Below are 21,572 nucleotides of genomic sequence, written 5' to 3' on the forward strand. Positions count from 1 at the left end.
CGGCGGATCAGACCAGCAGCTGGTGCTTCGCCAGGTCGCGATACAGCGGCACGGTCTCCACGAGCTCGGAGTGCGTGCCCTGGCCCACGACGCGGCCGTGGTCCATCACCACGATCAGGTCGCTGTCGACGACGGTCGACAGACGGTGGGCGATGACCACGAGCGTGCGGCCGGTCGCGACGGCGTCGATCGCCTCGCGCATGCGCTGCTCGTTCAGCCCGTCCAGCGACGAGGTCGACTCGTCCAGCAGCAGCACCGGGGGAGCGGCCAGCAGCGCCCGCGCGATCGCGAGGCGCTGGCGCTCGCCGCCGGAGAGCATGACGCCCGCCTCGCCGACGGGGGCCTCGAGTCCGAGGGGGGAGCGCTCCAGCACGTCGCCGAGGTTGACGGCGCGCAGCACCCGCTCGCAGTCCTCGTCGGAGGCCGTCGGCGACGCCAGCCGGAGGTTGTCGGCGATGGTGCCGGCGAGGGTCGGCGCATCCTGCTCGACGTAGCCGAGCTGGGCGCGCAGTCGCGTGCGGTCGATGCCGCGGAGGTCGACGCCGTCGAGCAGGATCGCCCCGCCGGTGGGGTCGTAGAAGCGTTCGATGAGGGCCAGGGTGGTCGACTTGCCGGCTCCGGACGGCCCGACGAGGGCGACGCGGGCGCCGCGCGGGACGCGGAAGGACACGCCCCGCAGCACTTCGCCCGGGGTGTCCGACACCTCGACGGTGGCGTCGGCGTGCGCCTCGGCGAGCAGGGCCGCGGCTTCCGCCTCCGAGCGGCGGCGCGCGCTGACCACGGCATCCGGGTAGGAGAACCGGACGTCGCGGAACTCGATCGTCGCCGGCGGCGTCTGGTCCTCGTGCGCGGCGGCGGTCGAGATCGGCGAGGTGCCGACGGCGACGGATGCTGCGACCTCCGCGTCGCACGCGGTCTCGGTGCGCAGATCCAGCACCTCCTGGATGCGCCCCAGCGCGCCGAGGGCCTGTCCGACGGAGGTGATCGCCCCGAAGAACGAGCCCAGGGGCTGGACGAGGAAGAAGAGGAACATCACGAACGTGACCAGCCCGGCGATCGTGATGGCGCCCGAGGCGACGCGGAACCCGCCGACGCCCAGGACCACCAGCAGCGACAGCTGCAGCGCGACACCGGCGACCGGCACGACGAACGCCGACGCCTTCGCGACCTGCACGCCGGCCTCGTACGCGCCCCGCGCGGTGTGCTCGATGCTCTCGCGCTCGCGCTCCGAGGCCCCCGAAGCACGGATCGTGCGAATCGATCCGACCGCGCGCTCGACGCCCGAGGCCAGCTCGCCGACCTTCTCCTGCTGCACGGCTGTCGCGCGACGGATGCGCCCGCTGAGGGCCACCACGACCGCGACCGACGCCCCCACGACGACGAGGATTAGCGCCAGCAGCACCGGATCGATGATGAGCATCGCGACGATCGCGCCGACGAAGATGAGCGCATTGCCGATCGAGTCGGCGAGGCCCTGGGTGAGCACGGCGTACAGCAGCGTCGTGTCGGTGCCGACGCGCGAGACGAGGTCTCCCGTGCGACGCGCGTCGTACTCCTGCACCGGCAGGTGCAGCAGCTGGGCGATGAGGCGGCGGCGGCTCGAGTAGACGACCGCGGTGCCCGTGCGCTGCAGCAGGAAGTGCTGGATGCCGCTGATCACCGACGACGCGACGACGAGGCCCACCAGCACCCAGACGAGCACCCCGAGCGGATCCTCCTTCTGCACCCGGTCGATGACCTGGCCGACGACGAGCGGCTGGGCGAGCGTCGCGACCGCGGCGAGCACGCTGAGCACGGCCACGACGACGAGCACACCCTTCTGCTCGAAGACGAAGGGGAGGAGCTGTCGCAGGCTCGCGCGGGGCCCATCGTCGGCGGGACGGCGGCGGCTGCGGGACGGGCGGGTGGTGCTGGCAGAAGACATGGGAGCTTTCGGGCGGTGTTCGGGTGCCTCTATCTTCTCTCTCGGCGGCGCCGCGCGGGGTCACCCTCCCGCTTCCCGCACATCCGGATGCCGAGTGACGCCCATCCGTCCCCCGGTGTCGCCACCCGCCGCCGCTCGCGACATCGCGGGACGGATGAACGGTGCGTGCCCTGTCGGAGGCCGCGGATAGGGTGGACCGGTGCCCGCTCCTGTCATCTCCGCTCGTCACCTCGTGAAGTCCTACAAGGTCAAGGGGAAGCCCGACTTCGTCGCCGTCGACGGTCTCAGCTTCGAGGTCGCGCCGGGGGAGTCGTTCGGTCTGCTGGGCCCGAACGGCGCCGGCAAGTCGACGACCATGAAGATGATCGGTGCCGTCTCCACCCGCACCGCGGGCGAGCTGCAGATCCTCGGACTCGACCCCGACCGGTACGGCCCCGAGATCCGCTCGCGGCTCGGCGTCGTCCCGCAGCAGGACAACCTCGACGGGGAGCTCAACGCCCGCGAGAACCTCTACATCTACGGGCGGTACTTCGGTCTTCCCGGCAAGGTCTGCCACGAGAAGGCCGATGAGCTGCTCGCCTTCGCGCAGCTCGAGGACAAGGCGAAGAACAAGGTCGACCAGCTCTCCGGCGGTATGAAGCGCCGCCTCACGATCGCCCGCGGACTCATCAACGACCCTCGCATCCTCCTGCTGGACGAGCCGACGACGGGCCTCGACCCGCAGGCGCGCCACGTGCTGTGGGACCGCCTGTTCCGTCTCAAGGAGCGCGGCACGACGCTCGTGCTGACCACGCACTACATGGACGAGGCCGAGCAGCTGTGCGACCGGCTCATCGTCGTCGACAAGGGACGCATCATGGCCGAGGGCACCCCGGCATCCCTCATCCGCGCGCACTCGAGCCGCGAGGTGCTGGAGGTGCGCTTCGGCTCCGATCGCAACGCCGTCGTCGCCGAGAGCCTCGCCGGCATCGGCGACCGCGTCGAGGTGCTCCCCGACCGCATCCTGATCTACGCCGACGACGGCGAAGCGGCCCTCGAGCGCGTCACCGCCCAGGGCCTGGAGCCGATCACCTCGCTCGTTCGTCGTTCGTCGCTGGAGGACGTGTTCCTGCGGCTCACGGGAAGGTCGCTGATCGAATGAGCGCGCCGCAGACGGATGCCGGGACGCATCCGAGCCTCGACGAGCTGCGTGCCGAGGCGATGGCGTGGGGACGCAAGCCCCGCCGGCGCGGCAGCTGGTACGTCACGGAGCACATGGTGCGCGCGATGCGCGCGTACGGCTGGACGATCATCGTCGGCGCCGTCGGGCAGCCGATCCTGTACCTCCTCGGCCTCGCGGTGGGCCTGGCCGCGCTCATCCGCGTGCCGATCGTCGACCACGGTCAGGAGGTCAGCTACCTGATGTTCGTCGCGCCGGCGCTGCTGGCGACGGCGACGATCTCGGTGGCCAGCGAGGAGCTGACGTATCCGGTCATGGCCGGTTTCAAGTGGCGGCGCTACTTCTACGGCTTCAACGCGTCGCCGCTGTCGAGCCCGCAGATCGCGAACGGGGTGGTCGCGGGGGCGACGGCGCGCATGGTCGTCGCCTCGGCCGCGTACTACCTGATCGTCTGGCTGCTGCCGTTCGGGGCGGTGCCGCATCCCGCGACGGGGTGGCTCGCGGTGTTCGCCGGTGTGCTGGCGGGGCTCGCCTTCGGCATCCCGCTCATGGCGTACGCGGGGTCGATCGAAGACGACAAGGGGCAGTTCGCCCTCGTGCAGCGCTTCCTCTTCATGCCGATGTTCCTGTTCTCCGGCACGTTCTACCCGCTGGACTCGCTGCCGCTGTGGTTGCAGTGGATCGGGTGGGTCTCGCCGCTGTGGCACGGCGCCGAACTCGGTCGCGTCGCCACCTACGGTGCGGCGGTGGACCCGGTGATGGTCGCGGTCCACCTCGTCTACCTGCTCGCCCTCGCGGTGGTCGGCTACCTGTTCGCCCGCCGCGTCTTCACCGAGAGGCTCGCGAAATGAGCGCCGTCGTCGAGGTGCCCTCCACCGCGGCCCGCCGCGGCGGCGTCCGCGCGCTGTGGGCGGGCAACCCGGGCGCCGTCGTGCAACGCGGGCTCATCGCGGCCCGGTCGTCGAGTTGGGCGGTCGTGCTCTCCGGCTTCTTCGAGCCGGTGTTCTACCTGGCCTCGATGGGCATCGGCCTCGGCGCGCTCATCGGTGACGTCGAGACCACCCAGGGCGCGAGCGTCAGCTACGCCGCCTTCATCGCCCCGGCGCTGCTGGCGGTGTCGGCGATGAACGGCGCCATCTACGACTCCACCTGGAACGTCTTCTTCAAGCTCAACTACGGCAAGCTCTACGAGGGGATGCTCGCGACGTCGCTCGGACCGCTCGACGTCGCCCTGGGCGAGATCCTCTACGCGCTGCTGCGCGGACTCGCCTACGCGACCGGGTTCATGATCATCATGCAGGTCCTCGGGCTCAACCTCGCCTGGACGGCGGTGCTCGCCCTGCCCGCGGTCGTGCTGATCGCTTTCGGTTTCGCGAGCCTCGGCATGGCCGTCACGAGCTACATGAAGACGTTCCAGCAGATGGACTGGATCAACTTCGTGCTCCTGCCGATGTTCCTGTTCTCCGCCACGTTCTACCCGATCACGGTCTACCCCGGCTGGGTGCAGCAGATCGTCATGGCCCTGCCGCTGTGGCACGGGGTGGAGCTGATCCGCGGGCTCACGACCGGCATCCTGAGCGTCGACATGCTCTGGCACGTGCTCTACTACCTCGTCATGATCGCGATCGGGCTCGTGTTCACGACCAAACGGCTGCGCGCGCTGTTCCTCGACTGAGCTCGCCGCGGCGCGCACGACGTGAGACGACGGATGTCGCGGTCCCCCGGGCCGCGGCATCCGCCGGTCGTCGCCGAAGGCTCAGAGCGAGCCGGTCTCGCCCAGGCCGATGTTCGTCTCGTAGTCGACGTCCTTGGTCTCACGGGACAGCACCAGGGCGATGAGGGTGAGTACCGCCGAGCCCGACAGATACAGGCCGACCAGCCACGGCTCGCCGCCGGCCACGGCCCAGAGGCCGAGAGCGATCGAGGGGGCGATGGCCGCGCCGAGGATCGACGAGACGTTGTACGCGATCGCCGAGCCGGTGTAGCGGACATTGGTCGGGAAGAGCTCCGGCAGCACGGCGCCCATCGGCCCGAAGGTGGCCCCCATCAGCATGAAGCCGAACACGAGGAAGGCCTGCACGAGCGCGCCGGTGAACTTCGGGTCGACGGCCGGGAGGAGGAACACGTTGAAGGTGAGTCCGAGCACACCGATCAGCGCGGTCACCCAGATGAGGAGTTTCCGCCGCCCCAAGGCATCCGCGATGGGACCCGACAGCAGCGTGAAGACGCCGAAGAACACGACACCGATGATCTGCATGATCACGAAGTCGGTGTAGCCGAAGCCGAGCCCGGGGACGGGGGCGTCGGCGGCCGTCGTGCCGTAGGCGAGGGTGAAGCTCGTCATCAGATAGAAGAGCACGTAGGTGGCGAGCATGATGAACGTGCCGAGGACCAGGTTCTTCCCGTGCCCGCGGACGACCTCGCCCAGCGGGAACCGGCGGATCGCGCCCTTCTTCTCGGCCGCGGTGAACGTCGTCGACTCCACGAGCTTCAGACGCACCCAGAGACCGATGATCACCATCACGGCAGAGAACAGGAACGGCACGCGCCAGCCCCAGGAGAGGAAGGCGTCCGAGCGCTGCAGGGGGCCGTCGGGGTGGGGGAGGGCGAAGTTGATCACGAGGAACAGGGTGTTGGCGATGATGAAGCCGATGGGGGCGCCCAGCTGCGGGAACGTGCCGTACCACGCGCGCTTGCCCTTCGGGGCGTTCTCGGTGGCCACGAGGGCGGCGCCCGACCACTCGCCGCCGAGGGCGAAGCCCTGGAAGAGGCGCAGGATCAGCAGCAGGAAGGCCGCCCACCAACCGATGCCGGCGTAGGTGGGCAGGCATCCGATGAGGAAGGTCGCGATGCCCATCGTGAGCAGAGACGCGACGAGCGTGGCCTTGCGGCCGAAGCGGTCGCCGAAGTGACCGAAGACGACGGCGCCGATCGGGCGGGCGATCATCGCGGCGCCGAAGACGGCGAACGACGACAGCAGGGCGGTGGTCTCGTCGCCGGTCGGGAAGAAGAGCACCGGGAACACGAGAACCGCGGCGGTCGCGTAGACGTAGAAGTCGTAGAACTCGATGGTGGTGCCGACGAGGCTCGCGGTGATGACGCGGGCGCGGGAGTTGGCGGGTGCGGCGGGGGCCGCGGTGGCTGCGGACATGCGGAGTGAGCTACCTATCGATGGGGTGTCGAAGGTCCTCGTGGGACGCGCCGGTGGTGGGCGTCCGGGGCAGGGGTGTGTGCGGCGGGCGCCGCGACGATGGGGGCACCGGGGCGCCGGCAGGTTCCCGGCGCACGGCCATCGAGTCTACGCCGGGTCAGCGCCAGAGCACGGCCAGGGCCGCGTTGAGGAAGGTGAGGATGCCGACGAGCCAGAACAGGGCCGCCGGCGCCGCGCCCGCCTTGCGCTGGCGCGCGGTGCCGATGCCCAGGACGGCGCCGATCGCGAGCAGCACGATGAGCTTCACGCCGAGCTTGGTGTAGTTCAGCGGGTGGTCGATGCCCCACGGGGCGGCGAGGGCGAGCCCCGCGACGGCGGCGATGACCATGCCCCAGGTCATCAGTCGCGTGATGCGCCGCTGGCCCACCGCCTCCACGACCCAGGCGCCGAAGAGGATCGCGAAACCGGTGAGGTGGACGAGGACGACGGCGTGACGCAGGATCTCCATGCCTTCAGCCTAACTGATGGCGGGCGGATCCGCGCCCCCCCGCCCGCCGCGCGAGCACAGCGAGTCGAAACGCGTGCAACCTCTCTCCGGTCGTTGAGCGAGCGCAGCGAGTCGAAACGTGTCGGCGTGTGTGCGTGCGGCGTTTCGACTCGGCCCTGCGGGCCTCGCTCAACGACCGGGTGGTGAGGTCCGCTCTCTCCCCGGTCGTTGAGCGAGCGCAGCGAGTCGAAACGCGTTCCCGGGCTGTGGACAACGCCCCCGGCATCCGCACGGCCCCGGTACCGTCGCGGGATGCCGTTCGTCTACATGCTGCGGTGCGCCGACGGCACGCTCTACGTGGGCAGCACGATCGATCTCGATCGGCGCGTCGCGCAGCATGCGGCGGGAGAGGGAGCCGTGTACACGCGCCGGCGTCTGCCCGTGGAGCTGATCTGGAGCGAGGAGATGGCGCGCGTCGCGGACGCGTTCGCCTGGGAGAAGCGGCTGCAGGGGTGGAGTCACGCGAAACGTCTCGCCTACGCCGAGGGCGGTATCGAGGCGGTGCGGCGGTGGAGTGCCCGCCGTCGCGGCGACTGAGGGCGTTTCGACTCGGCCCTGCGGGCCTCGCTCAACGACCGGGTGGTGAGGTCCGCACCCCCGGTCGTTGAGCGAGCGGAGCGAGTCGAAACGCGTTCCCCCGCGAAGCGCGTCAGCCGCGCAGGCGCCGCAGCAGCAGGGCCGTCCGCAGCGCGGCATCCGCCGCCTCGGCGCCCTTGTCCTCCTTCGACGCGGGAAGACCCGCGCGGTCGAGGCCCTGCTGCTCGTCGTCCAGGGTGAGCACCCCGAACCCGACCGGCTTGCCGGTGTCGAGGGCGACGCGGGTGAGCCCGTCGGTGGCCGCGGACGAGACGAACTCGAAGTGCGGCGTGCCGCCACGGATGATCACGCCGAGCGCCACCACCGCGTCGGCACCGGCATCCAGCGCCGCCTTCGCCGCGACGGGCAGCTCGAACGAGCCGGGGACGCGTTCGAGGCTCCACGACGCGCCGGATGCCGAGAGCACGCGCTCCGCGCCGGCGATGAGGCCGTCGGTGATGACGTCGTGCCAGAGGCCCGCGATGACGACGACCCGCAGTCCCGTGGCGTCGATCGGGGCGGTCTGGGGGGCTCCGTGGCCGCTCATGCGTGCTCCTCCGTGCTGTGCGCGAGAGCCGCGTCGAGCTCGTCCGCGCTGATGATGTGGCCCATGCGATCGCGCTTGGTGGCCAGGTACTGGTGGTTGTTGGCGCCGACGCCGACCAGCAGCGGCACCTGCTCGACGATATCCAGTCCGAGCTCGCGCAGCTGCTTGACCTTGTCGGAGTTGTTCGTCAGCAGGCGGATGCGGTCCACGCCCAGATCGGCGAGGATGCCGCCGGCCGCCGCGTAGTCGCGCGCATCGGCGGGAAGTCCCAGAGCCAGGTTCGCGTCGACGGTGTCGAGCCCCCGCTCCTGCAGGCTGTACGCGCGCAGCTTGTTGATGAGACCGATGCCCCGGCCCTCGTGTCCGCGCATGTAGACGACGACCCCGCCGTCCTTCTCGATGCGATCCAGCGCCGCGTCCAGCTGCGGTCCGCACTCGCACTTGAGCGAGCCGAAGGCCTCGCCCGTCAGGCACTCCGAGTGCACGCGCACGAGCGGGGCGTCCTCGGTGAGGTCGCCGGAGACGACGGCGATGTGGTCGGTGCCGGTGACGCGATCCTTGTAGGCGAGGAAGCGGAACGTGCCGTGCGAGGTGGGAACGGTCGCCTCGGCGCGCAGGCTCACCCGGCGCTTCTGCGCCGCGGGAGAGGGCGCCGCGACGGCCGCGGGCTCGACCTCGTCGAGGTAGCCGATGAGCTGCTCGATCGTGATGACGGGCACGCCTTCGCGAGCGCCCATCTCGATCAGACCCGGAAGCCGCATCATCGACCCGTCCTCAGCGACCACCTCGCCGATCGCGGCGACCGGCTGCAGGCCCGCGAGGCGCATGAGCTCGACCCCGGCCTCGGTGTGGCCGGCCCGCTCGCGCACGCCGCCGTCGACGGCGCGCAGCGGCAGGATGTGCCCCGGTCGGATCACCGACGACGGCACGGATGCCGGGTCGGCGAGCACGTTGAGGGTGTGCGAGCGGTCGGTGGCGCTGATCCCGGTCGAGACACGGTCGGCGGCGTCGACGCTGACCGTGTAGGCGGTCCCACGGGCGTCCTCGTTGACCGCGACCATCGGCGGCAGGTCGAGACGGTCCGCCCACTCGGCGGGCATCGGCGCGCAGATGAACCCGCTCGACCAGCGGATGGTCCATGCCAGCCATTCGGGCGTCGCGAGCTGCGCCGACAGGATGATGTCGCCCTCGTTCTCGCGGTTCTCGTCATCGGCGACGATGACCGGCCGCCCCGCGCGGAGGGCATCGAGGGCTTCGGGGATGGTCGACAGGCTCATCGTGAGCCCCCTTCGTTCGTGTTCTCGGGAGAGGTCGGGGTGAAAGCGAGGAGGCGCTGGACGTGACGCGCCAGGATGTCGGTCTCGAGGTTGACGCGGTCGCCGGCCACCCGGTCGCCGAGCGTCGTCGCCTCGAGCGTCTCGGGGATGAGCGACACTTCGAACCACGCCTCGGAGGCCGCGGCATCCGCGGCGTTCGACACCGTGAGCGAGACGCCGTCGACCGCGATCGACCCCTTGTCGACGACGAGGGGGGCGAGCTCCGCGGGCAGCGAGATGCGGATGACGCGCCACTCGGCACCCGGCCGCACCTCGAGCACGGTCCCGGTGCCGTCGACGTGCCCCTGCACGATGTGTCCGCCGAGGCGCCCGTGCGCGGCCATCGCGCGTTCGAGGTTGACACGGGTTCCCGGGCCGAAAGCGCCCAGCGTCGCCATGTCGAGGCTCTGGCGCATGACATCGGCCGTGAACCAGTCGTCGCCCTGGTCGACGACGGTCAGGCACACGCCGCTGACCGCGATCGAGTCGCCGTGGCCGGCGTCGGACACCGACAGCGGCGCTCGCACGGTCATCCGCACGCCGTCGCCCGACGGTTCCACCGCGACGATCTCGCCGCGCTCTTCGATGATTCCGGTGAACATCAGTCCTCTTCCTCCGTGGTCGCGGTGTGGGCCTCGTGCGCGGAGCGCAGATGCCCGACGATGAGCAGGTCGTCGCCGAGCCGTTCGACGGATGCCGTGGCCAGCCGGCGCTGCCCCGTGATCGTCGCGACGCCGATGTCGCCGACCGCGAGCCGCGGTCCGCCGATCAGCGTGGGCGCGATGTAGACGAGCAGCTCGTCGACGAGCCCCTCACGGACGAACGACGACGCCAGGGTCGGTCCGCCCTCGACGAAAACGCGGTGCGCGCCCAGTTCGCGGAGCCGGTCGAGCAGGTCGGCGAGGTCATCGCCCTCGTCCTGCATGAACGGGCGCGGATGCCGCCGGACGCGGGCATCCAGGGGCGTGGCGCGCGTGCCGACGACCACGGGTCGCGGCTGGTCGTCGTAGAGCGTGCCGTCGGGCCGGCGTGCCGTCAGCGCGGGGTCGTCGGCGAGCAGCGTGCCCGTGCCGACGAGGATCGCATCGGCGACGCTCCGGCGGCGGTGCACGTCGGCCCGCGCCTGCGCACCGGTGATCCACTGGCTCGTGCCGTCGGCGGCCGCCGCGCGCCCGTCGAGGGACTGTGCCCACTTGAGCGTCACGTGCGGTCGGCCGAGGCGCTGCACCGTCAACCACGAGTCGAGCAGCGCTTCGCCCTCGTCCCCCCCGACGCCGCGGATCACCTCGACGCCCGCGGCGCGCAGCCGCTGCGCACCCCCCGAGGACTGCTCGCCGGGATCGTCGACGGCATAGACCACGCGGGCCACACCGGCAGCGATGAGCGCCTCGCTGCACGGGCCCGTGCGGCCCGTGTGATTGCAGGGCTCGAGGGTGACCACGGCGGTGGTGCCGCGCGCGGCATCCGCGCCGGAGCGTGCGGTCAGTCGGGTGAGCGCGTCCACCTCGGCGTGAGCCGTGCCCGCCCCGCGATGCCAGCCCTCGGCGAGCACCTGTCCGTCGGGAGAGAGGATGACGGCCCCCACCTGGGGATTGACCCCTCGCGGGCCCCGCCGTGCGATCTCCAGGGCGCGCCGCATGGCACGGTCGATCACCGTGTCGTCGCGGTCTGTCGCTGCCATCCGTCGTCCTCCACCTGAGGCTCCGGGGGCGCGTTCGACACCGCAGACGACGCGTCCGCGTACGGATCGTCGTCCGTGCTGCCTCCCATCCGGACTAGCGCTCGGGCCCCGCAGGGCCTTCGCACATCACCGTCGGTTCCGGAATCCCACCGGATCAACCCCCTGGTGAGAGGGGGCTCGCGGACTGTCACCGCCGGTTCGGATTCACACCGACCCCGGAGCACGTTTCTTGCACTTGATCCTAGTCAACGCGCGGATGCGGATTTCATTCCGTGTCGGTCGGAGGATTCCGCGCGGCCGCCCAGCGATCTCCCCGCCCCGCGGCCTAGCCTGGAGGCACACACGACGGGGAGGCGACGATGGCTCACGACACCAGCGGCACGCAGAGCAGCGACGATGTGCGCGGGGCGGCTCGTCTTCGTGAGCGCCCCTTCGCCGACGTGCTCATCATCGGCGGCGGCATCAACGGGCTCGCGACCTTCCGCGACCTCGCACTGCAGGGCGTCGACGTGGCTCTCGTCGAGCGCGGCGACGTCGTCTCGGGAGCATCGGCGGCCTCGAGTCACATGATCCACGGCGGCATCCGCTACCTCGAGAACGGCGAGTTCCGCCTCGTCCACGAGGCCGTCACCGAGCGCAACGCGCTGCTGCGGACCGCGGCGCACTACGTCCGGCCGCTGCAGACGACCATCCCGATCGGCTCGACCTTCTCCGGAGTCCTGTCGGCTCCGTTGCGGTTCCTCCGGCACGGCGCCGGGAAGCGCCGTGAGCGGGGAGCGGTGCTCATCAAGATCGGCCTCGTAATCTACGACTCGTTCTCCCGCGGCGGCGGACTCTTCGGGGGAGGCGCGGTGCCGCGCCACGCGTTCCACGGCCGGTCCGCCTCGCTTCGGCAGCTGCCGCGGCTCAACCCCGCCACCCGCTACACCGCGACGTATTGGGACGCCTCCCTCCACGACCCGGAGCGGCTCGCGGTCGACGTCCTGCGCGACGGGCTGCGCGCCGGAGCGGCGGACGACCGGGCGCGCGTCGCGACCTACACGGCCGCCGTCGGACACGACGACGGCAAGGTGGTGCTCCGCGACGCCGATTCCGGAGCGGAGTTCGTGTTCTCGGCATCCGTCGTCGTGAACGCGTCGGGACCGTGGACCGACCTCACCAACCGCGCCCTCGGCGACGACACGCATGACATGGGTGGGACCAAGGGCTCGCACATCGTGCTGGACAACGAGGAACTGCTCGAGGCGACCGCCGGCCGCGAACTGTTCTTCGAGCACTCCGACGGCCGCATCGTGCTCATCTACCCGTTGAAGGGACGCGTGCTCGTGGGCACGACCGACCTCGAGCACGACATGGGCGCGCCGATCGTCTGCACCGAGGACGAGATCGACTACTTCTTCGAGTTGATCGGCCACGTCTTCCCCACGATCGCCGTCGATCGCTCGCAGATCGTGCACCGCTTCGCCGGCGTGCGCCCGTTGCCCGGACACGGCGACGTGGCCCCCGGTTTCGTGTCGCGCGACTACCGGATCGAGGCCGAGCGGATGCCCGGCACCGACGCGCCGACCGTCCTCAGTCTCGTGGGCGGCAAATGGACCACCTTCCGCGCCTCGGCCGCCCACCTCACCGACCGGGTGCTGGAGGTGCTCGCCCGCCCGCGGACACGGACGACGAAGGGGCTCGCCATCGGCGGCGGCGTCGGCTATCCGACGTCCGAGCGCGCCCGCCGACAGTGGGTGCTGGCGCACGCCGGCGCGGTGGACCCGGCGCGCGTCGCCGTCCTCCTCGATCGCTACGGCACGACCGCCGCGGAGGTCATCGCCGCGACGGGCGCCGACGACGTCCCCCTGCGGACGGCGCCGGACTACACGCGCGACGAGCTGCGCCACCTCGCCCGCACCGAACTGGTCGTGCACCTCGAGGACGTGCTCCTGCGTCGCACCGATCTCGCCTTCCGGGGCCGCGCCGACCGGACCGTCGCCGTCGAGATCGCCGACGCGATCGCACCGGTCATGGGGTGGGATGCCGCCGCGCAGGCGGCCGAGGTCGATCGCGCGCTCGCCGCGGTGCACGCCGCCGATCCGGCCTGGCAGCCGGCGGTGGCGCGCTGAGCGCGCGGCGACCGCACCGGCTCCGCCGCTACGCCGCTCGCGTTCCCGGACGTCGCGTCACTTCAGCAGTCGCGACAGCCGCCGATCGGCCAGCAGCTTGCCACCCGTCTGGCACGTGGGGCAGTACTCGAGGGAGTTGTCGGCGAAGAAGACGCTGCGCACCTCGTCACCGCACACCGGGCAGGCCTCGCCGCGGCGGCCGTGCACGGCCATGCCGCGTCGCTTCGCATCCTTGAGGTCGGCGGGAGGCTTGCCGGATGCGGTGGCCACGGCATCCGTCAATGTCGTGCGCATCGCGTCGTAGAGGCGGTCCACATCCGTGTCGGTGAGACTCGCCGCCAGCGCGTACGGCGACATGCGCGCGGCGTGGAGGATCTCGTCCGAGTAGGCGTTGCCGATACCCGCGACGATCGACTGGTCGCGCAGCACCCCTTTGATCTGGGTGCGCCGGCCCGCCAGCAGGGAGGCGAGCGTGTCGCGCGTGAAGTCGGGGGCGAGCGGGTCCGGTCCGAGGCGCGCGATGCCGGGGACGTCGGCGGGCTCGCGCGCCGCGTAGACCGCGAGGGACTTCTTGGTGCCGGCTTCGGTGAGGTCGAAGCCCGACCCGTCGTCGAGGCGGACGCGCAGCGCGATGGGCGTCTTGCCGGGGCGGATCACCGTGTCGGGCACGGCGTCGTACCAGCGCAGCCAGCCCGCTTTCGCGAGGTGGAAGATGAGATGGCTGCCGGCATCCGTCGCGAGATCGACGAACTTCCCGCGCCGTGTCGCGCCGGAGATCGTCGTTCCCACGAGGGCGTCGATCGGCGGATCGTAGGTCTTCAGGGCCGCGATGTTCGCGACCGTGATCTTGACGACGGTGCGCCCGGACGCGCGGGTGCCGAGGAAGTCGACGAGACCTTGCACCTCCGGCATCTCGGGCATGACCTCATCCTGCCACGGCCCCCGGACGCGGCGTCAGGGGGATGCCGGCCAGGCCTGGGGCGCCCGATCGTCGCCGGCGAGCAGACCCGCCAGGAGGCCGTCGCTGCGCATCCCCGCGCCGTTGACCAGCGCCGAGCGCTGACGTCCTTCGTACCGGAACCCGAGACGTTGCGCGACGCGGTGCGATGCGGGGTTCTCCGCCACGGCGCGCCACTCGATGCGGACGAGTCCGAGGCCGTCGGGAGAGAAAGCCCAGTCGAGCACCGCGCGGGCGGCCTCGACCACGAGCCCCCGTCCACGCGCGTCCGCGGTCATCCAGTAGCCCAGCTCGCCGGAGCCCGCGGCCAGACGGTGCAGCCCGATCATGCCGACCAGTCGTCCGTCATGGCGCACGGCCCAGGTCGCCTCCGTCCCGGCATCCCACCACCCCGCGGCCTTGCGGACGAACCCCTCGGCGTGCGAGCGCTCGTACGGCGAGGGGACGGTGGTGAACCGCTGGATCAGCTCGTCCTGGCAGGCCGCGAAGATCGCGTCGACATCGCCGTCCGTCGGGATCGAGAGCTCGAGCCGCTGCGTCCTCAGCGTCACCGGTTGCATGCAGCGAGCCTATCCCGCCCCCTCCCCGGACCCCGCCCCGGGCCCCCGCCCTGCATGACTCCGCCCGAGTCGCCCGTTGGGCTGCTCAGGGGTCACCCGCCGCCGGTTCCGATGGAGTCATGCGGATGAGTGCCGCATCCTCCACAGCGCGGCCCTGTCGCCCGGATGTCCAGGAGTTCTTCCGCAGCGGGCGCGAGCCGCCGGAGGCTGGTCAGCATTGCGGCATGGATCAGGTCGTCTGTCTCTCCGCACGCGAGCTCCTGGAGAGGGGAATGACCCGACACCGCATCGCTGAAGCCGTGCGACGCGGCCAGATCGTCCGTGCCCGCCGTGATCACTATCTCCCGGCAACGGCTCCGGCGGCCGCCGTCGAGGCGGTGCGCGTCGGTGGACGTCTCACCTGTCTCAGCGCGCTGGCGACGCGCGGCGTCTTCGTGTTCGCCAACGACGCGCTCCATGTGCACGTCACCCGCGGAGCCAGCCGACTGCGAGCCCCCGACGATCGTCGGCGCCCGCTGCCGCAGCGGGCCGACCGCCGTGGGTTGCGTCTTCACTGGATGCCGCTGGCACGTCCGGAGGACGCCGACACCGTGTGCGTGGGTGTCTTCGACGCGCTGGTCCACGCCGTGCTCTGCCAGCCTCCGCGCTATGCCGTCGCGACCCTGGACTCCGCCCTCAACAAAGGACTGATCCGTCCCAGTGACCTCGATGCGCTGTTCTCGCACCTGCCGAGGCGGTATCGCACGCTGCGCCGGCGTCTCGACGGTCGCGCGCAGGCGGGCACCGAGAGTCTGGTCCGCGTGATGCTCTGGAAGATGGGTGCGCGCGCCGTCCCGCAGGTCTACTTCCGCGGGGTGGGCTTCGTGGATCTCCTCGTCGACGGATGGCTCGTCATAGAGTGCGACAGCAGGGAGTTCCACTCGGACTGGCGTCAGCAGGTCAAGGACCGCGAACGGGATCTCGCGCTCGCCGCCCGCGGCTACCTCACCCTCCGCCTGACGGCAGCGCAGATCCTGTACCGTCCCGACGAGGTGTACACCGCGCTGCGCGCCCTCGTGCAGGGTGGACGACCAGCGGCCGCGTCCCGGCGCAACTCCGCCTGAGCGGGGCGCCGGAAGGGGTCGAGCCCTCACGGTGACCGCGCAGGCGGAGTTGTGCAGATCACACCGGCACCCAGCCCGCGACGCCCGCTCGCGGTCGGGGGGAGGGGGGCTCAGCCGCGGCGCAGCAGCCCGACCTTGGCGTAGACGTCCGCGAGGGTCGCGTCGGCGACCTCCGCGGCGCGGTCGGCGTTGGCAGCGAGCACGCGATCCAGCTCCGCCGGGTCGTCGAGCAGCTCGAGCGCGCGCCGGCGCACCGGCCCGAACTCGTTCACGACCACCTCGGCGAGCCCCTTCTTGAAGTCGCCGTAGCCGCGGCCCGCGTACTCGTCCTCGATCGACGGGATCTGGCGACCGGTCAGGGCCGCGTAGATCACGAGCAGGTTCGAGACGCCGGGCTTGTTCTCCTTGTCGTAGCGCACCGCGCCCTCGCTGTCGGTGACGGCGCGCATGATCTTCTTCGCCGACACGGCCGGGTCGTCCAGCATCCACAGCACACCCGCGTCGGACTCGGCGGACTTGCTCATCTTCGACGTCGGGTTCTGCAGGTCGTAGATGCGGGCGGTGTCCTTCTGGATCACCGGCATCGGCACCCGGAACGTCTCGCCGTACCGGCCGTTGAAGCGCTCGGCGAGGTCGCGGGTGAGCTCGACGTGCTGCTTCTGGTCGTCGCCGACCGGCACGATGTCGGTCTGGTAGAGCAGGATGTCGGCCGCCATCAGCACCGGATAGGTGAACAGGCCGACATTCGTCTGATCGGCGCCGTACCGGGCGGACTTGTCCTTGAACTGCGTCATGCGGCCGGCCTCGCCGAAGCCGGTGATCGTCGACAGCACCCAGGCGAGCTCGGCGTGCGCCCGCACGTGCGACTGCACGTAGAGGGTCGACTTCGACGGCTCGATGCCGGCCGCGATGTACTGCGCCGCCGTGCGGCGGGTCTTCTCGCGCAGCTCCGCCGGGTCGTTCGGCTGGGTGAGCGCGTGGAGGTCGACGACCGAGAAGAACGCCTCGTACGCCTCCTGCAGGTCACGCCACTGCAGGAGAGCCCCGATGTAGTTGCCGAGCTGGAGGGAGTCGGCGGAGGGCTGCATTCCGGAGTAGAGGCGGGGCCTGGTCATCGTCCAAGTCTAGAGAACGGATGCCGGGTCCCCGCCCGCGACGGCCGCCGCCCCGCCGCGCCCCCGTCAGAAGGTGTAGTCGGCGATGACGGGCGCGTGATCGCTCCACCGGGTGTCCCAGGAGGGGGCGCGCACCACGCGGTAGTCGACCACCCGCTCCGCGAGCGCCGGGCTGGCGAGGTGGTAGTCGATGCGCCATCCGGTGTCGGTGTCGAACGCCTTCCCCCGGTTCGACCACCAGGAGTACGGTCCGTCGACCTCGCCCGCCCAGCGGCGGCCGACGTCGACCCAGCCCAGGCCGGTGCCGGTGGTCCCGTCGATGCAGGCGACCTCGGCACCGGCCGGGCCGAGGAACCGGTCGAAGTACGCGCGCTCCCGCGGCAGGAAGCCCGCCTTCTTCACGTTGCCGCGCCAATTGCGGATGTCGAGCTCGCGGTGACCGACGTTGAGATCGCCGGTGATCAGCGCGAGCGCGCCGAGCTGCGGCATCCGCGCCTCCATCGCGTCGAGGAAGGCGTACTTGGCGAGCTGCTTCGCGGTGTCGGCCTCGCCGGTGTGGACGTATGCGCTCACGACCGTGAGGCGCTCGCCGTCCACGTCGATGTCGGCCTCCACCCAGCGGCCCCGCGAGTCGAGCGCCTCGTCTCCGAGCTCGACGCGCCAGACGTCGATGGGCTCGCGCGCCGCGATCGCGACCCCGGCGCGGCCCTTCGCCAGCGCCTCGTCGTTGACGACGTGCCAGCCCGGCAGCGCCTCGGCCAGATGTGCGGCCTCACCGCGCACCTCCTGCAGGGTGAGCACGTCGACGCCGGCGGACTCGAGCCAGGGACGCATCCCCTTGCGGGCGGCGGCACGGATGCCGTTGACGTTGACCGAGGCGACGCGGAGGTTTCGAGGCACCAGACCACCCTAACCAGCGTCTCCGACACGGCCGGCTCGGGCGACGCCGAGGTCAGTCCAGCAGCAGCCCGCGGCGCGGCGGCGGTGTGTCCGCCTCGATGCGGGCGAGGTCGTCCTCGGCGCGCCGCAGCTCGCGGGTGGCGCTCCACCGGCCCCACCAGGGCGCTTCGCCGCGCGCCAGATGCGCGTCGCGCACGCGGATGCGGGCCGCGAGGAGGAGTGCGGCGTGCTCGCGGCGGCGCTGCTCGTCCTCGCTGAGCTGCTCGATCGGGACGTCGGCGTCCTGGGCCGTGAGGGCCACCCACGAGGCGGCGACGAGGATCACGATCCCCACGAGGCGGAACCACAGCAGGAAGCCGACGAACACGGAGAACGTGGCCAGCAGCGGGTTGGAGGGGGAGTACGACAGGAGGATGCCGGCGCCGTACTGCAGCACGACCATCGCGGCGCCGCCGAGCGCGGCGCCGGGGGCGATGAGCCGCCACCGCAGCGACGTCCCGGTCAGGAAGCGGATGAGGGCGGCGATCGCCGCGGTGTTGATCGCGAAGGCGACCGCCGCCGAGGCGACCCGGCCGGTGCCCCACACCCACCCCGAGTAGTCGGGCCAGTCGAACAGCCGGAAGAGCAGTTCGATCGCCCCGGCCGCGATGGTGGCCAGCACCGCGCCGACGACGAGGGCCAGACCGAACAGGGCGGCGGCCAGGAAGTCGCGCGCCTTGAGCAGCACGTAGCTGCGGGTGTCGAACGGGAGGCCGAAGATGTCGCGCACCGCGCGGCGGGTGAAGGTGACGAACCCGATCGCCGTCCACAGGGCGGCGACGAAGGCGACCGCACCGGTGATGGCGAGCACGCTCGCCGACTCCTGGGCGATCTGCGCGACGTCCGCCTCGCTGACCAGGCCCTGCCCGTCCTGCGCGCCGATGAGTCCGGGGATGTACAGGTTGACGATCTGGATGAGGCCGTCGATCGCCTGCTCGCTGCCGCCGAGCCAGATGCCGACGATCGCGAAGCCGAAGTAGATCACCGCGAAGATCGCGAACAGCGACTGGTAGCTGATCGCCGCCGCCAGCAGGAACCCGTTCGCCCTCAGGAAGTGGCGCCACACGCGGATCGGGAACCACGCGAGGGTCTTGCGCGTGATCTTCGTCGCGCGCTCGATCGGCTCGTCCAGCCGCTCGCGCAGCGGCGACTGCTCCCAGCGCGCGCGCCACACGGCGTCCGCGCGTTCCGACGAATCCGTCACCCGTTCAGAGTAGCGATCGTGGATGCCGTGGCCCCCGCCGAGGCGCGGGACCCGGCATCCGTGGTCGTCTCAGCGTCCGCCGCGCAGCACGGCCTGCTTGACCTCGGCGATGGCCTTTGTGACCTCGATGCCGCGGGGGCACGCCTCGGTACAGTTGAAGGTCGTACGGCAGCGCCAGACGCCTTCCTTGTCGTTGAGGATGTCCAGGCGCACATCGGCCGCGTCGTCGCGCGAGTCGAAGATGAAGCGGTGCGCGTTGACGATCGCGGCCGGGCCGAAGTATTGCCCGTCGGTCCAGAACACGGGACACGACGACGTGCACGCGGCGCAGAGGATGCACTTGGTGGTGTCGTCGAAGATCTCGCGGTCGACGATCGACTGGATGCGCTCCTTGCCGGCCTCGGGCTTGCTGTTGGCGATGAGGAACGGCTGCACCTCGCGGTACGACGCGAAGAACGGCTCCATGTCGACGACGAGGTCCTTCTCCAGCGGCAGGCCCTTGATCGCCTCGACGTAGATCGGCTTCGAGATGTCGAGGTCCTTGATCAGCGTCTTGCAGGCCAGACGGTTGCGGCCGTTGATGCGCATGGCGTCGGAGCCGCAGATGCCGTGCGCGCACGAGCGGCGGAAGGTGAGCGAGCCGTCGACCTCCCACTTGATCTTGTGCAGCGCGTCGAGCACCCGGTCGGTGGGGTACATCTCGACGTCGTAGTCGACCCAGCGCGGCTCGCTGTCGGTCTCGGGGTCGAAGCGACGGATGATGAAGGTGACGAGGTACGACTGGATCGGAGCCTCACCGGTCGTCTCGGCGACGACGTCCTGTTCGACGATGGCGGTCGTCATCAGTACTTCCTCTCCATCGGGGGGTAGTTCAACTCGCCCTTGTCGTTCTTCGTGAACACGACGGGCTTCCAGTCGAGCTTGATGTGGTCCTCGGGGTCGGGGGAGTGCGGGTCGCCCGTGAGGTAGGCCATCGTGTGCTGCATGTACTGCTCGTCGTTGCGGTCGGGGTAGTCCTCGCGCATGTGGCCGCCGCGGCTCTCGCGGCGGTTGCGGGCGGCGTACGCGACGATCTCGGCGAGGTCGAGCAGGAAGCCGAGCTCGACGGCCTCGAGCAGGTCGGTGTTGAAGCGCTTGCCCTTGTCGTCGATGTGCACGTTCTTGAAGCGCTGGCGCAGGTCGTGGATGGTGCCCATCACGTTGGTGAGGGTCTCCTCGGTGCGGAAGACCTGGGCGTTGGCGTCCATCTCCTCCTGCAGCTTCTTGCGCAGCACCGCGACGCGCTCGGTGCCCGCGTTCGCGCGCAGGCCCTCGAGCATCTCGCGGACCTCCTTGGCCGGGTCCTCGGGCAGCGGCACGAAGTCGGCCGTCTGCACGTACTCGACGGCGTTGCGGCCGCTGCGCTTGCCGAAGACGTTGATGTCGAGCAGCGAGTTGGTGCCCAGGCGGTTGGCGCCGTGCACCGACACGCACGCGCACTCGCCGGCGGCGTAGAGGCCGGGCACGACGGTGTCGTTGTCCTGCAGCACCTCGCCGTTGTTGTTGGTCGGGATGCCGCCCATCGCGTAGTGGGCCGTCGGCATGACCGGCACCGGCTCGGTGACGGGGTCGACGCCCAGGTAGGTGCGCGCGAACTCGGTGATGTCGGGGAGCTTGGTCTCCAGCACCTCGGCCCCGAGGTGGGTGCAGTCCAGGTACACGTAGTCCTTGTGGGGACCGGCGCCGCGGCCTTCGAGCACCTCCTTGACCATGCAGCGGGCGACGATGTCACGCGGGGCGAGGTCCTTGATGGTCGGCGCGTAGCGCTCCATGAACCGCTCGCCGGAGGCGTTGCGCAGGATCGCGCCCTCGCCGCGGGCGCCCTCGGTGAGCAGGATGCCGAGACCCGCGAGACCGGTCGGGTGGAACTGGAAGAACTCGATGTCCTCCAGCGGCAGGCCCTTGCGCCACACGATGCCCACGCCGTCGCCGGTGAGGGTGTGCGCGTTGGAGGTCGTCTTGTAGATCTTGCCGAAACCGCCCGTGGCGAAGATGACGGCCTTGGAGTGGAAGACGTGCAGGTCGCCCGTGGCCAGCTCGTAGGCGACGACGCCGGCGACCTGGGTGTTGCCGTCGGCATCCTTCACCGTGATCAGGTCGAGCGCGTAGTACTCGTTGAAGAAGTTGATGCCGAGCCGCACGCAGTTCTGGAACAGCGTCTGCAGGATCATGTGTCCGGTGCGGTCGGCGGCGTAGCACGCGCGGCGGACCGGGGTCTTGCCGTGGTCGGCCGTGTGCCCGCCGAAGCGGCGCTGGTCGATCTTGCCCTCGGGGGTGCGGTTGAACGGCAGGCCCATGTTCTCGAGGTCGATGACGGCGTCGATGGCCTCGCGGGCGAGGATCTCCGCGGCATCCTGGTCGACGAGGTAGTCGCCGCCCTTGACGGTGTCGAAGGTGTGCCACTCCCAGGAGTCCTCTTCGACGTTCGCGAGCGCCGCCGCCATGCCGCCCTGCGCCGCACCGGTGTGCGAGCGGGTCGGGTACAGCTTGGTGATGACGGCGGTGCGGGCGCCGGGCCCGGCCTCGATCGCGGCGCGCATGCCGGCGCCGCCGGCGCCCACGATGACGATGTCGAACTCGTGGTAGTACACGCCGTCCTTCAGGACGGCCTCGGGATGCTGGGTAGTCACGTCAGGGATGCC

20 protein-coding genes and 1 riboswitch are annotated in these 21,572 nt (G+C 70.8%); of the genes, 6 read left to right on the forward strand and 14 right to left on the reverse strand.

The genetic code is table 11. From position 1 onward, the window contains the following. Positions 1-7 precede the first annotated feature (7 nt). Positions 8-1,924 carry an ABC transporter ATP-binding protein gene (locus tag MHO01S_RS06715; RefSeq protein ID WP_061782046.1) on the reverse strand — a complete coding sequence of 639 codons (1,917 nt, stop codon included), beginning with the start codon at positions 1,922-1,924 and terminating at the stop codon, positions 8-10. Positions 1,925-2,123: 199 nt separating this feature from the next. On the opposite strand from MHO01S_RS06715, the gene MHO01S_RS06720 reads away from it, so the two are divergent. From MHO01S_RS06720 to MHO01S_RS06730, 3 genes are read left to right on the forward strand one after another with little or no spacing between them, the layout of a single operon-like run. Further along, complete coding sequence (locus MHO01S_RS06720) at positions 2,124-3,065, forward strand: ABC transporter ATP-binding protein (RefSeq protein WP_060961009.1); 942 nt, start codon at positions 2,124-2,126, stop codon at positions 3,063-3,065. Next, entirely contained in the window at positions 3,062-3,934 is an 873-nt protein-coding gene (locus tag MHO01S_RS06725) for an ABC transporter permease (protein ID WP_060961008.1), read from the forward strand. Before MHO01S_RS06720 ends, MHO01S_RS06725 begins: the two co-directional genes overlap by 4 nt. Further along, positions 3,931-4,758, forward strand: coding sequence for an ABC transporter permease (locus MHO01S_RS06730; RefSeq protein ID WP_060961007.1), 828 nt, complete (start codon positions 3,931-3,933; stop codon positions 4,756-4,758). Before MHO01S_RS06725 ends, MHO01S_RS06730 begins: the two co-directional genes overlap by 4 nt. Before the next feature lie 81 nt (positions 4,759-4,839). On the opposite strand, the gene MHO01S_RS06735 is transcribed toward MHO01S_RS06730, so the two are convergent. Both MHO01S_RS06735 and MHO01S_RS06740 read right to left on the reverse strand, forming a co-directional pair. Continuing rightward, positions 4,840-6,234 carry an MFS transporter gene (locus MHO01S_RS06735; protein ID WP_060961006.1) on the reverse strand — a complete coding sequence of 465 codons (1,395 nt, stop codon included), beginning with the start codon at positions 6,232-6,234 and terminating at the stop codon, positions 4,840-4,842. Positions 6,235-6,391: 157 nt separating this feature from the next. Continuing rightward, positions 6,392-6,742, reverse strand: coding sequence for a hypothetical protein (locus MHO01S_RS06740; RefSeq protein WP_060961005.1), 351 nt, complete (start codon positions 6,740-6,742; stop codon positions 6,392-6,394). 291 nt (positions 6,743-7,033) lie between these two features. Here MHO01S_RS06740 and MHO01S_RS06745 point away from each other — a divergent pair, with 291 nt between their 5' ends. Beyond that, the gene (locus tag MHO01S_RS06745) at positions 7,034-7,318 is read left to right on the forward strand and encodes a GIY-YIG nuclease family protein (RefSeq protein WP_060961004.1); all 285 of its coding nucleotides are present in this window, start codon (positions 7,034-7,036) and stop codon (positions 7,316-7,318) included. A gap of 112 nt (positions 7,319-7,430) precedes the next feature. Here MHO01S_RS06745 and ribH read toward each other — a convergent pair whose 3' ends face one another. The 4 genes from ribH to ribD are packed head-to-tail and all read right to left on the reverse strand — an operon-like array spanning position 7,431 to position 10,901. After that, positions 7,431-7,904, reverse strand: coding sequence for a 6,7-dimethyl-8-ribityllumazine synthase (gene ribH, locus MHO01S_RS06750; RefSeq protein WP_060961003.1), 474 nt, complete (start codon positions 7,902-7,904; stop codon positions 7,431-7,433). Then, positions 7,901-9,181, reverse strand: coding sequence for a bifunctional 3,4-dihydroxy-2-butanone-4-phosphate synthase/GTP cyclohydrolase II (locus MHO01S_RS06755; RefSeq protein ID WP_060961002.1), 1,281 nt, complete (start codon positions 9,179-9,181; stop codon positions 7,901-7,903). The genes ribH and MHO01S_RS06755 overlap by 4 nt, the downstream gene beginning before the upstream one ends. Next, the gene (locus tag MHO01S_RS06760) at positions 9,178-9,822 is read right to left on the reverse strand and encodes a riboflavin synthase (protein ID WP_060961001.1); all 645 of its coding nucleotides are present in this window, start codon (positions 9,820-9,822) and stop codon (positions 9,178-9,180) included. Before MHO01S_RS06760 ends, MHO01S_RS06755 begins: the two co-directional genes overlap by 4 nt. Continuing rightward, entirely contained in the window at positions 9,822-10,901 is a 1,080-nt protein-coding gene (gene ribD / locus MHO01S_RS06765; RefSeq protein WP_061782047.1) for a bifunctional diaminohydroxyphosphoribosylaminopyrimidine deaminase/5-amino-6-(5-phosphoribosylamino)uracil reductase RibD, read from the reverse strand. Before ribD ends, MHO01S_RS06760 begins: the two co-directional genes overlap by 1 nt. A 71-nt stretch (positions 10,902-10,972) precedes the next feature. After that, a riboswitch (FMN riboswitch) is annotated at positions 10,973-11,129 on the reverse strand. A 131-nt stretch (positions 11,130-11,260) separates the two neighbouring features. On the opposite strand from ribD, the gene MHO01S_RS06770 reads away from it, so the two are divergent. Then, positions 11,261-13,012 carry a glycerol-3-phosphate dehydrogenase/oxidase gene (locus tag MHO01S_RS06770; protein WP_061782048.1) on the forward strand — a complete coding sequence of 584 codons (1,752 nt, stop codon included), beginning with the start codon at positions 11,261-11,263 and terminating at the stop codon, positions 13,010-13,012. A 57-nt stretch (positions 13,013-13,069) separates the two neighbouring features. Here MHO01S_RS06770 and MHO01S_RS06775 read toward each other — a convergent pair whose 3' ends face one another. Together MHO01S_RS06775 and MHO01S_RS06780 are read right to left on the reverse strand one after the other, a co-directional pair. Beyond that, complete coding sequence (locus MHO01S_RS06775) at positions 13,070-13,933, reverse strand: Fpg/Nei family DNA glycosylase (RefSeq protein WP_060960999.1); 864 nt, start codon at positions 13,931-13,933, stop codon at positions 13,070-13,072. Positions 13,934-13,966: 33 nt separating this feature from the next. Further along, positions 13,967-14,530, reverse strand: a complete 564-nt coding sequence (locus MHO01S_RS06780; protein WP_060960998.1) for a GNAT family N-acetyltransferase — start codon at positions 14,528-14,530, stop codon at positions 13,967-13,969. Between the two features lie 272 nt (positions 14,531-14,802). Here MHO01S_RS06780 and MHO01S_RS06785 point away from each other — a divergent pair, with 272 nt between their 5' ends. Further along, positions 14,803-15,633, forward strand: a complete 831-nt coding sequence (locus MHO01S_RS06785) for an endonuclease domain-containing protein (RefSeq protein WP_157553751.1) — start codon at positions 14,803-14,805, stop codon at positions 15,631-15,633. 110 nt (positions 15,634-15,743) lie between these two features. On the opposite strand, the gene trpS is transcribed toward MHO01S_RS06785, so the two are convergent. From trpS to sdhA, 5 genes are all read right to left on the reverse strand, one after another. Beyond that, complete coding sequence (trpS, locus tag MHO01S_RS06790) at positions 15,744-16,748, reverse strand: tryptophan--tRNA ligase (protein ID WP_082734301.1); 1,005 nt, start codon at positions 16,746-16,748, stop codon at positions 15,744-15,746. 66 nt (positions 16,749-16,814) lie between these two features. Continuing rightward, entirely contained in the window at positions 16,815-17,648 is an 834-nt protein-coding gene (locus tag MHO01S_RS06795; protein WP_060960995.1) for an exodeoxyribonuclease III, read from the reverse strand. A gap of 52 nt (positions 17,649-17,700) precedes the next feature. Continuing rightward, complete coding sequence (locus MHO01S_RS06800) at positions 17,701-18,891, reverse strand: YihY/virulence factor BrkB family protein (RefSeq protein WP_060960994.1); 1,191 nt, start codon at positions 18,889-18,891, stop codon at positions 17,701-17,703. A 69-nt stretch (positions 18,892-18,960) separates the two neighbouring features. Next, positions 18,961-19,734: a succinate dehydrogenase iron-sulfur subunit gene (locus MHO01S_RS06805; RefSeq protein WP_060960993.1), complete on the reverse strand. Its 774-nt coding sequence runs from the start codon at positions 19,732-19,734 to the stop codon at positions 18,961-18,963. After that, positions 19,734-21,560 carry a succinate dehydrogenase flavoprotein subunit gene (gene sdhA, locus MHO01S_RS06810; protein ID WP_060960992.1) on the reverse strand — a complete coding sequence of 609 codons (1,827 nt, stop codon included), beginning with the start codon at positions 21,558-21,560 and terminating at the stop codon, positions 19,734-19,736. The genes MHO01S_RS06805 and sdhA overlap by 1 nt, the downstream gene beginning before the upstream one ends. Positions 21,561-21,572: the final 12 nt, after the last annotated feature.

The organism is Microbacterium hominis NBRC 15708 (assembly GCF_001592125.1).
In the GTDB taxonomy this organism is placed as follows: Bacteria; Actinomycetota; Actinomycetes; order Actinomycetales; family Microbacteriaceae; genus Microbacterium; species Microbacterium hominis.